Origin of the sequence: Amycolatopsis bartoniae (genome assembly GCF_014191255.1) — a bacterium.
In the GTDB taxonomy this organism is placed as follows: Bacteria; Actinomycetota; Actinomycetes; order Mycobacteriales; family Pseudonocardiaceae; genus Amycolatopsis_E; species Amycolatopsis_E bartoniae.
The window spans coordinates 48769-60278 of record NZ_JACHWH010000018.1; the positions used below are offsets into that span (position 1 = coordinate 48769).

Sequence of the window (11510 nt, forward strand, 5' to 3'; positions counted from 1 at the left end):
CCGGTCGCGCCTACTCGTGGACATCGACCCCGTCCACCACGATGGCAACCGCTGATTCCGTGAGCGGGAGAGGGGTGTCCGCGTGGATGTGGTGATGCGCATCGGGGCGGTGCGGAAGAGCGCCGACGATCCCGATCCGTGGGAGACCGACATCCGGCCGGGCACGGTGCGCAGGGTGCTCGGCTACTTCCGCCCGCACCTCGGCGAGGTGGCGCTCTTCGTGGTCGTCGCCCTGCTGGAGTCGCTGACCGTCGCCGCGAACCCCTTGCTGCTCAAGCAACTCGTGGACAACGGCATCCTGAAGAACTCGCTCGGGACCGTGGTCGCGATGGCCTGCCTGGCCGCCGGGCTCGCCGTGGTGGGCGCGCTGCTGTCGCTGGTGTCGTCCTACATCGCCGGGCGGATCGGCCAGGGGGTCACCTACGACCTGCGGGTGCAGGCGCTCGACCACGTCCGGCGGCTGCCGATCGCGTTCTTCACCCGCACCCAGACCGGGGTGCTGGTCGGCAGGCTGCACACCGAACTGATCATGGCGCAACAGCAGTTCGCGCAGATGCTGATGGCGGCCACGAGCGCGGTCACGGTCGTGCTGGTGCTGGCCGAGCTGATCTACCTGTCCTGGCTCGTCGCCCTCATCACGCTGGTGCTGATCCCGCTGTTCCTCGTGCCCTGGGTCTACGTGGGACGGGTGATCCAGCGGCGCACCGGACGGCTGATGGACGCCAACACCGGCCTCGGCGGGCTGCTGCAGGAGCGCTTCAACGTCCAGGGCGCGATGCTGTCCAAGCTCTTCGGCCGCCCGGACGAGGAGATGGCCGAGTACGAGGGGCGCGCCGCGCGGATCCGCCGGATCGGCGTGGGCCTGTCCATCTACACCCGGCTGTCCTTCGTGATGATGACGCTGATGGCCTCGCTCGCCACGGCGCTCGTCTACGGCGTCGGCGGCGGGCTCGTCCTCGCCGGTGCGTTCCAGCTCGGCACGTTGGTCGCCATCGCCACCCTGCTCGGGCGGCTGTTCGGGCCGATCACCCAGCTGTCGGGCATGCAGGCGACCGCGCAGACCGTCGTGGTCAGCTTCGCCCGGATCTTCGAGCTGCTGGACCTGGAGCCGCTGATCCGGGAACGCCCGGGCGCCGTCGCGCTCCCGGAGAACGTGGCGCCGGACATCGAGTTCGAGCACGTCCGGTTCCGCTATCCCACCGCCGACGAGGTGTCGCTGGCCTCGCTGGAACACCTGCGGACCGAACGGGAGCGCGGGGAGGTGACGCGGGACGCCTTGCGGGACGTGAGCTTCCGCGTGCCCGCGGGCACCCTCACCGCGCTCGTCGGCCCGTCCGGTGCCGGCAAGAGCACGATCACGCACCTGGTGTCGCGGCTGTACGACCCGGTGGGCGGGGCCGTCCGCCTCGGCGGGCACGACCTGCGTGACCTCACCTTCCGCTCGGTGCGCGAGACGGTGGGTGTGGTGAGCCAGGACGCCTACCTGTTCCACGACACGATCCGGGAGAACCTGCTCTACGCCCGTCCCACCGCCACCGAGGACGAGCTGATCGAGGCGTGCAAGGGCGCCCAGATCTGGGATCTGGTCGAGTCCCTCCCCGGCGGGTTCGACACCGTCACGGGCGACCGCGGCTATCGCATGTCGGGCGGGGAGAAGCAGCGGCTGGCCATCGCCCGGCTGCTGTTGAAGGCACCCACGGTCGTCGTGCTCGACGAGGCCACCGCGCACCTGGACTCCGAGTCCGAGGCGGCGGTCCAGCGGGCGCTCAAGACCGCGTTGCGCAGCCGCACCTCGCTGGTGATCGCGCACCGGCTGTCGACGATCCGCGAAGCCGACCAGATCCTCGTGATCGACGGCGGGCGGGTCCGCGAGCGCGGGACGCACGAGGAGCTGCTGGCCGAGGGCGGTCTCTACGCGGAGCTGTACCACACGCAGTTCTTCAAGGCTGGCGGCAACGGGACCCGGCCGGACCCGGACGGCGAGCCCGTGCCGGTGCACCAGGTGGTCCGGGGAGGGGGAGAATGAATTCCGCAGCGCAGGCCCCGCCGACGGTGCTGGAGCTGTTCGCCCGGCAGGTGGACCGGACGCCCGGCGCGGTGGCCGTGTCCGACGGGGACCGGGTTCTGACGTACCGCCGGCTCGACGAGCTCGCAGGCCGGCTGGCCGGGCGCCTGGCCGGCCGGGGCGTCCGCCGCGGCGACCGCGTCGCGGTGGTGCTGGACCGGTCGGCCGAGCTGGTGGTGGCGCTGCTCGCCGTGTGGAAGGCGGGGGCGGCGTACGTGCCCGTGGACGCCGCCCATCCCGCGCGGCGGGTCGAGTTCCTGGTGACGGATTCGGGCGCGTCGCTGGTGCTGTGCTCGGCCGCGACGCGTGACGTCGTGCCGGAGGGGACCGGATCGGTCGTCGTGCCGGACGAGGCCGCGCGTGACGCGGTGACGGTCGCGGTGGACGGCCGTGATCCGGCGTACGTCATGTACACCTCCGGCTCGACGGGAACCCCGAAGGGCGTGGTCGTGCCGCACCGCAGCGTGGCGGAGCTGGTCGGCGAGCCCGGCTGGGCGGTGGCACCCGGCGACGCGGTGCTGGTGCACGCGCCGCACGCCTTCGACGCGTCCCTGTTCGAGATCTGGGTGCCGCTGGTGTCGGGTGCCCGGCTGGTGATCGCCGAACCGGGACCGGTGGACGCCCGGGGCCTCCGGAACGCGGTCGCGGCCGGGGTGACGCGGGCGCACCTGACCGCGGGGAGCTTCCGCGCGGTGGCGGAGGAGTCGCCGGAGTCGTTCGCGGGGCTGCGCGAGGTGCTGACCGGCGGTGACCTGGTGCCCGCGCACGCGGTGGAGCGGGTCCGGGAGGCCTGCCCCGGGGTGCGGATCCGGCACCTGTACGGCCCGACGGAAGCGACGCTGTGCGCGACCTGGCACGTGCTCGAACCGGAGGACCCGCTGGGGTCGGTGCTGCCGATCGGCCGTCCGCTGCCGGGCCGCCGCGCCCGGGTGCTCGACGCGTCGTTGCGGCCGGTGGAGCCGGGCGTGGTCGGTGAGCTGTACGTCGCCGGTGCCGGTCTGGCGGACGGCTACCTGGACCGGCCGGGGCTGACGGCGGAGCGGTTCGTGGCGGATCCGGCGGCGACGGACAACACAGCGGCGGGAAGCGCCTCCGGCGGGGGTGGTGGTCGGGCGACGGGTGGGCGGATGTACCGGACCGGCGACCTCGCGCGGTGGAACGCGGACGGGGAGCTGCTGTTCGCGGGCCGGGCCGACGACCAGGTGAAGATCCGCGGCTTCCGGATCGAGCCGGGCGAGGTCGAGGCCGCGCTGACCGCCCAGCCGGACGTGCACGAGGCCGTGGTGGTGGCGATCGACGGGCGCCTGATCGGCTACGTGGTGGCGGACGCGGATCCCGCTCTCGTCCGCGAGCGGCTCGCAGCGGTGCTGCCGGAGTACCTGGTCCCGGCCGCCGTGCTCACAGTGGACGCGTTGCCGCTGACCGGCAACGGCAAGGTGGACCGGGCGGCCCTGCCCGCACCCGATTTCGCGGCGGCCGCCACGGGCCGCGAGCCGGCCACCGAGGCGGAACGTGTCCTGTGTGGACTGTTCGCCGAGCTACTCGGCCTGGACCGGGCCGGTGTCGACGACGACTTCATCGAGCTGGGCGGCGACTCGATCGTCGCGGTGCGCCTGGCGGCACGGGCGGCCAAAGCCGGCCTGCTGGTGACGCCCTCCCAGGTCTTCGGGGAGCGGACCCCCGCGCGGCTGGGAGCCGCGGCGCGGGCCGTACCGGCCGGACGACCCGGCGAGGGCCCGCTGATCACCCTGACCGCGGAAGACGAGGCGGAGCTGGCGGCCGCCGCCCCCGGCGCGGCGGAGATCTGGCCGCTGGCACCGCTGCAGGAGGGGTTGCTGTTCCAGGCGACCCTCGACGACCGGGGGTTCGACGTCTACCAGGCGCAGTGGCTCCTGGAGCTGACCGGGCCGCTGGACGTGGCCCGGCTGCGGGCCGCGTGGGACGCGGTCTTCGCCCGGCACGCCGAGCTGCGGCTCAGCTTCCACCGGCTCGCGTCGGGCACGACGGTGCAGGCCGTGCACGGGCACGTCACCCTGCCTTGGCGCGAGGTGGACCTGACCGGGGCCGGCGACGTCGACGCAGCCACCGACGCCCTCATCAAACGGGAGCAGGAGGAGCGGTTCGATCTCGCCAGGGCGCCGCTGTTCCGGCTGGTGCTGATCCGCCTCGGCGAGGACCGGCACCGCCTGCTGGTCGTCAACCACCACATCCTGACCGACGGCTGGTCGGTGGCGGTCATCCTCAACGAAGTGTCCGAAGTGTACGCGGCCGGGGAGCGGTTGCCGGACCGGCGCGTCACCGCCTCCTACCGGGACTACCTGGCGTGGCTGGGCCGGCAGGACAAGGACGCGGCACGCGCGGCCTGGCGAACGGAGCTCGCCGGCCTCGACGAGCCCGCGCTGATCGCGAAACCGGCCGCGGCGACGGCCTACGACTACCGCGTCACCCACCTGCCGCCGGAGCTGCACACCCGGCTGCTGGAGTTCGTCCGCGACCACGGGCTGACCCTGGCCACGGTGGTGCAGGGGGCGTGGGCGCTGGTGCTGGCGCGGCTGGTGCGGCGGACCGACGTGGTGTTCGGTACCACGGTCGCCTGCCGTCCCGCGGAGCTGGCGGGCGTGGAGTCGATGCCGGGGCTCATGATGAACACGGTGCCGGTCCGGGTGCCGCTGGACCCCCGGCAGTCCATTGTGGACCTGCTTACCGGCCTGCAGCGGCGGCAGGTGGCGCTGATGCCGCACCAGCACCTGGGGCTACCGGAGATCCAGAAGGCGGCGGGGCCGGGCGCGGGGTTCGACACGCTGCTGGTGTTCGAGAACTACCCGAGGGACTTCGCCGGCTCGTTCACGTACCTGGGCACGATCGAGGGGACCCACTACCCGCTGACCATCGGCATCATCCCGGGAGACCGGTTCCGGATCCAGCTCGGCTACCGGCCCGGGCAGGTCAGCCAGGCCGTGGCCGAGTCGGTGCTGGAGTGGTTCGCCGGTGCGCTCGCCACCGTGGTCGCCGATCCGTCCGGTCCCGTGGGGCACGCCGGTGTCGGCGAGGCCTCGGTGTCGCACGGCGACCCGGCGTTGCTGAGCGGGGAGCCGTTGCCGGCGCTGGTCGGGCGGATGGTGGCGGAGCGGCCGGACGCGGTGGCGGTGGCGGACGCCGACGGCGAGCTGTCGTACGGCCGGCTGTGGGACCGGGCGGTGAGGTTCGCCGCCGTGTTACGGGCGCACGGGGTCGGGTCCGAGTGCCGGGTCGGTCTGGTGGTGGGGCGGTCGTCCTGGTGGGTGGCCGGGATGCTGGGCGTGTTGCTGGCGGGCGGCACGTTCGTCCCGGTGGACCCGGCGTACCCCGACGAGCGCAAGCAGTGGATCTTCCGCAGCGCGGACCCGAGGTGGGTGGTGTGCGCGGCGAAGACGCGAGAGGCGGTGCCGGCGGAGTTCGCGGACCGCTTGGTGGTGATCGACGAGGTGGACCTGGCCACGGGGCCCGATGCGGAGTTGCCGCGGGTGGATTCCCGTGCCGCGGCCTACGTGATCTACACGTCCGGTTCGACGGGCACCCCGAAGGGCGTCGTCGTGACGCACGCGGGGCTGGGGAACCTGGCGATGGCGCACATCGACCGGTTCAGGGTCTCGCCGTCGTCGCGGGTCCTGCAGTTCGCGGCGCTCGGCTTCGACACCATCGTGTCCGAGGTGATGATGGCGCTGTTGTCGGGGGCGACGCTGGTGATGCCGCCGGAGCAGGACCTGCCGCCGCGGGCGTCGCTGACCGAGGCGCTGGAGCGGTGGGATATCACGCAGGTGAAGGCGCCGCCGTCGGTGCTGGCCACCGCCGAGGCGCTGCCGGCACGGGTGGAGACGGTGGTGGCGGCGGGGGAGCTCTGCCCGCCGGGCCTGGTCGACCGCCTGTCGGCGGACCGGCGGATGATCAATGCCTACGGCCCGACCGAGACCACGATCTGCGCCACGATGAGCAGGCCGCTCAGCCCCGGCCAGGACCCGATCCCGTTCGGGGAACCGGTTCCGGGGGTCCGCGGTTACCTGCTGGACGCGTTCCTCCGCCCGTTGCCGCCGGGGATCACCGGTGAGCTGTACCTGGCCGGGATCGGCGTGGCTCGCGGTTATCTGGGCCGCCCGGCGCTGACCGCCGAGCGGTTCGTCGCCGATCCCTTCGTGCCCGGTGAGCGGATGTACCGGACGGGCGATCTGGCGTACCGGACGGACCAGGGCGAGCTGGTGTCCGCCGGGCGGGCCGACGACCAGCTCAAGATCCGGGGGTTCCGGGTCGAACCCCGTGAGATCGAGTTCGTCCTGTCCAGTGACCCGCGGGTCACTCAGGCCACGGTGACCGTCCGCGAGGGCCGCCTGGTGGCCTACGTGTCGCCGGGCGACGTCGATCCGCGCGCGCTGCGGGAGGATCTCGCGTCGCGGCTGCCGCAGTACATGGTGCCCGCCGCCGTGGTGCCGCTGGACGCGCTGCCGCTGACGGCGCACGGGAAGATCGACCGGCGCGCACTGCCCGATCCCGACTTCTCGGCCGGGAAGGTGAGCCGGGAGCCGGCCACCGAGGCCGAGCGGATGTTGTGCGGGTTGTTCGCCGGAGTGCTCGGCCTGGAGCGGGTCGGTGTCGACGACAACTTCTTCGAGCTGGGCGGGGACTCGATCCTCTCGATGCAGCTGACGGCGCGGGCGCGGCGAGCGGGACTGACGTTCACCGCGGCGGACGTCTTCGAGGGGAAGACGCCGGAGCGCATCGCGCAGCTGGCGGCGGAACCGTCGCCGCCGGAGCGCGGCCGTGCCGCCGGGGCGGACGGCGTGGGCGCTGTCGCGTGGACGCCGGTGATGCGGATGTTCGGGGATTCCGTTGCGGCGCCGGGCTTCGCGCAATGGGTGGTGCTGGGCGCGCCCGCGGACCTGACCGAGGAGGCGCTGGTGCGGGGACTGTCCGCGGTGGTGGACACGCACGACATGCTGCGAGCCCGGGTGACCGGCGGCGACGGGAGCCGGCGCCTGGTGGTCGGTGAGCGCGGGTCGGTGGACGCGGCCGGGCTGGTCACGCGGAGAGGAGTGGACGGCGGTTCACCGGACGAGGTCGTGCAGGCTGCCGTGCCGGAAGCCGTGCGCGGGCTGGATCCGGCGGCCGGGGTGCTGGTGCGGGTGGTGTGGGTGGACGCCGGGCCGGAACGGCTCGGACGGCTGCTGGTGGTGGTGCACCACCTGGCGGTCGACGGGGTGTCGTGGCGGATCCTGACGTCGGACCTGCAGGTCGCGTGTGAGGCGGCGGCCGCGGGGCGGAAGCCGGTGCTGGAGCCGGTGGACGTGTCGTTCCGGCGGTGGGCGGGCCTGCTGAAGGAATGGGCGGTCTCCGCGGAACGGGCCGGAGAACTTCCGGCGTGGCAGGCGATTCTCGGTCAGGAGGACCAGCCGGCCGGTGCGCGGGCCCCGGTGGGGGAGGTGCGCTCGCGGGCGTGGGTGGTGCCCGGTGCCGACACGGCGGTGCTGGTGGGACGCGCGCCGGTGGTGTTCCACTGCGGTGTGCACGAGGTGCTGCTGGCCGGGCTGGCCGGAGCGGTGGCGCGCCGGCGTGGCGGGGACGTGGTGCTGGTGGACGTGGAAGGTCACGGCCGCCATCCCGCCGGGGAAATGGATCTGTCCCGGACCGTGGGCTGGTTCACCAGTACCCATCCGGTGCGGCTGGACGTGGCGGGGATCGACCTGGCGGACGCGCTGGCCGGTGGCCCGGCTGCCGGGACGTTGCTGAAGGTGGTCAAGGAACAGTCGCGGGCGGTGCCCGGCGACGGGCTCGGCTACGGGTTGCTGCGGTACCTCAACGAGGACACGGGACCCGTCCTGCGGGCTCTGCCGCCGGCCCGGATCGGGTTCAACTACATGGGCCGGTTCGCCGCCGGGGACCAGCACGCTGTGCGGGCGTGGCAACTGGCCGGGGACATCGGCAGTGCGATGGATCCGGGCATGGACCTGCCGCACGCGCTGGAGGTCAACGCGCTCGTCCGGGATCTGCCGGACGGGCCGGAGCTGACGCTCATGGCGGAGTGGCGGGACGGCCCGCTCGACGAGGCCGAGATCGGCCGGCTGGGCCAGGCGTGGCTGGACATGTTGTCCGGGCTGGCCCGGCAGGCGGAGGACCCTGCCGCGGGGGGACACACCGCTTCCGACTTCGGCCTCCTCGACCTGGACCAGGACGAGATCGAGAGCTTCGAAGCGATAGCAGCGGAACTCAGCGAAGGCCGGACATCGTGAACACCCCGGTGACGTCCCCCGCGTCGGCGCTGGCGGAGGTCTGGCCGCTGTCCCCGATGCAGGAGGGGATGCTCTACCACGCCTCCCTCGACGACGACGCGCCCGACATCCACCTCATCCAGCAGACACTGATCATCGACGGACCCCTGGACGCCCAGCGGTTCCGGCGCTCGTGGGAGGCCGTCCTCGGCCGGCACGCCGCGCTTCGCGCGTGCTTCCACCGGCGCAAGTCCGGCGAGACGGTCCAGCTCATTCCCCGCGAGGTGAAGCTGCCCTGGACCGAACGCGATCTGTCCGGCCTCGCCGAGGCGGACGCGCTGGCCGAGGTGAGCGCGATCGCGGAGCAGGAGCGCGCCCGGAAGTTCGACCTGGCGAGACCGCCGCTGCTGCGGCTGATGCTGGCCCGGCTCGGCCCGGACCGGCACTGCCTCGTGACCACGAGCCACCACCTGCTCATCGACGGCTGGTCGCGGGCGGTCATCGAGTCGGACCTCCTGGAGATCTACGCCGCGGGTGGCGTGGCCGCCGGGCCACCGCCCGCGGGCTCCTACGCGAACTACCTGGCGTGGCTGGAAAGGCAGGACAAGCAGGCCGCCCGTGCGGCCTGGCGCGCGGAGCTGGCCGGCGCGGAGGGATCGGCGCTGGGGCTGCCCGAACGGCCCGGCAGGGCCCCGGGACTGCCGGCACACGAGGTGGCCCGCCTTTCGCCGGACCTGACGTCCGCGCTGACCGAGTTCGCCCGTGGCCACGGGCTGACGGTGAACACGCTGGTGCAGGGGGCGTGGGCGCTGGTGCTGGCCCGGCTGGCGCGCCGTCGTGACGTGGTGTTCGGCGCGGTGGTTTCGGGGCGTCCGCCGGAGCTGCCCGGCGCGGAGCAGGTCGTGGGGCTGTTCATCAACACCGTGCCGGTGCGCGTGCGGCTGGACGGCGGGCAGCCGGTCCTGCGGTTGCTGACGGAGCTGCAGCAGCGGCAGTCCACGCTGATCCCGCACCACCACCTCGGGCTCCCGGAGATCCAGAAGCTCGGAGAGGCGAGCTTCGACACGGTCGTGGTGTTCGAGAACTACGTCGATCCGGCCGCGCGGTCCGGTCCCGCCGGCGGTCTCGGCCTGACCCTGAAGGACTTCCGCCAGGCGACGCCGTATGCGATCACCCTGGGGGTCATGCCGGGCGAGAGCCTCGAAATCGAGCTTCAGTACCACCCGGACGTGCTCGGCGCCTCCCTCGCGAAGGAAGCACTCGACGGGTTCACCCGGGTGCTGGCGCGGATGATCGCCGAGCCGGAGGCACCGGTGGGCCGCCTGGACCTGCTGGACGACGCCGCGCGCGAGCTGGTGGTCCGGCGGTGGAACGAGACGGACGCCGTGGTGGACGCGCCCTCGGCGGTGGACCTGTTCCGCCGCCAGGTGGCGAAGACCCCGGACGCGACGGCCGTGGTGGCCGGGGACCGGACCTGGTCCTTCACCGAGCTCGACGAGTGGTCCGGCCGGCTGGCGAGGGCACTGGCGGACCGGGGCGTGCGGCGCGGCGACCGGGTCGCGGTGGTGCTGGAGCGGTCGGCGGAGCTGCTCACCGCCTGGCTCGGGGTGTGGCGGGCGGGCGCGGCGTATGTGCCGGTCGACCCCGGCTACCCGGCGGACCGGGTGGCGTTCATGCTGGCCGACGCGGGCGTCGCGGCCGTGGTGTGCCGGGCCTCCGGCGCGGTGCCGGACGGTTACCCGCGGATCTTCGTGGACGACCCCGGCGAGGGCGGGACGTGCCTCGTTCCGGTGGGGGCGGACGATCCCGCGTACGTCATGTACACGTCCGGATCGACCGGGACGCCGAAGGGTGTGGTCGTTTCGCACGGCAGCGTGGCAGCCTTGGTGGGTTACCGGTTGTGGGACCTCCACCCCGGCGACGCGGTGCTGATGCACGCTCCGCACACCTTCGACCCGGCGTTGTTCGAGGTGTGGGTGCCGCTCGTGTCGGGTGCGCGGGTGGTGCTCGCCGAGCCCGGTGTCGTCGACGCGGACCGGCTCGCCGCGTACGTGACGGAAGGGCTCACCGCGATCAACTTCACCGCCGGGCAGTTCCAGGCGCTGGTGCAGGAGGCGCCGGAGTCCTTCTCGGGGCTGCGCTACTTCCAGACCGGTGGCGACGTGGTGCCGCTCGGTGCGGTCGAGCGGGTGCGGCAGGCGTGCCCGGAGTTGCGCGTCCTGCACACCTACGGGCCGACGGAAACCACGTTCTGCGCGTCATGGCACATCATCGAGCCCGGCGACGAGCTGGGTCCGGCGCTGCCGATCGGGCGGCCGCACCCGGGCCGCCGGCTGTACGTGCTGGACGTCTTCCTGCGCCCGGTGCCTCCGGGCGTCGTGGGCGATCTGCACATCGCGGGCACCGGGGTGGCGCAGGGCTACCTGGGGCGTGCGGCGTTGACGGCGGAGCGGTTCGTCGCTGATCCCTTTGGAACGGGCGGGAGGATGTACCGGACCGGGGATCTGGCGTACTGGACCGACGAGGGTGAGCTGGTGTTCGCCGGGCGGGCCGACACGCAGGTCAAGATCCGCGGGTACCGGGTGGAACCGGGTGAGGTCGAGGCGGTGCTGGCCGCGCAGCCGGGCGTCGACCAGGCGGTGGTGACGGTCCGGGACGGACGGCTGCTCGGTTACGTCGTGTCCGGTGGCGCGGTCGACCCGGTCCGGCTGCGCGAGCAGGTCGCCCGGTCGCTGCCGGACTACCTGGTGCCGGCCGCGGTGACGGCGCTGGACGCCCTGCCGGTGACGGCGAACGGGAAGATCGACCGGGAAGCGTTGCCGGATCCCGATTTCGGCGGACGCGTTTCCGGCCGGGAACCGGTCACCGAGGTCGAACGGGTGCTGTGCGCGCTCTTCGCCGAGGTGCTCGGTCTGGAGCGGGTCGGTGCGGACGACAGTTTCCTCGAACTGGGCGGCGATTCGATCACTTCGATGCAGCTGGCGGCACGGGCCCGCCGGGAAGGGATCGCGTTCGGCGCGCGGGAGGTGTTCGAGTACAGGTCGCCGGCGGGGATCGCGGCGTTCGTCGAGCCGGGCGCGGCGGAACCCGCCACGGACGGACCCGTCGCGTCCGATGTGGACCTTCTCGGCCTTGGCCGGGAAGAAATCGAGGAATTCGAAGCCGAGTTCGACGGCCGGTGAACCTCCGCTGCCTTGGACGCATTGTCC

General features: G+C 73.1%; 1 protein-coding gene and 1 pseudogene. Both read left to right on the plus strand.

The window, feature by feature from the left end:
- The first annotated feature begins 82 nt into the window (after window positions 1-82).
- A complete protein-coding gene (locus FHX82_RS35700; RefSeq protein ID WP_145935259.1) occupies window positions 83-2026 on the plus strand; it encodes an ABC transporter ATP-binding protein in 1944 nt (647 codons plus the stop codon).
- Window positions 2023-11483, plus strand: a pseudogene (locus tag FHX82_RS35705) (amino acid adenylation domain-containing protein). Before FHX82_RS35700 ends, FHX82_RS35705 begins: the two are co-directional and overlap by 4 nt.
- Window positions 11484-11510: the final 27 nt, after the last annotated feature.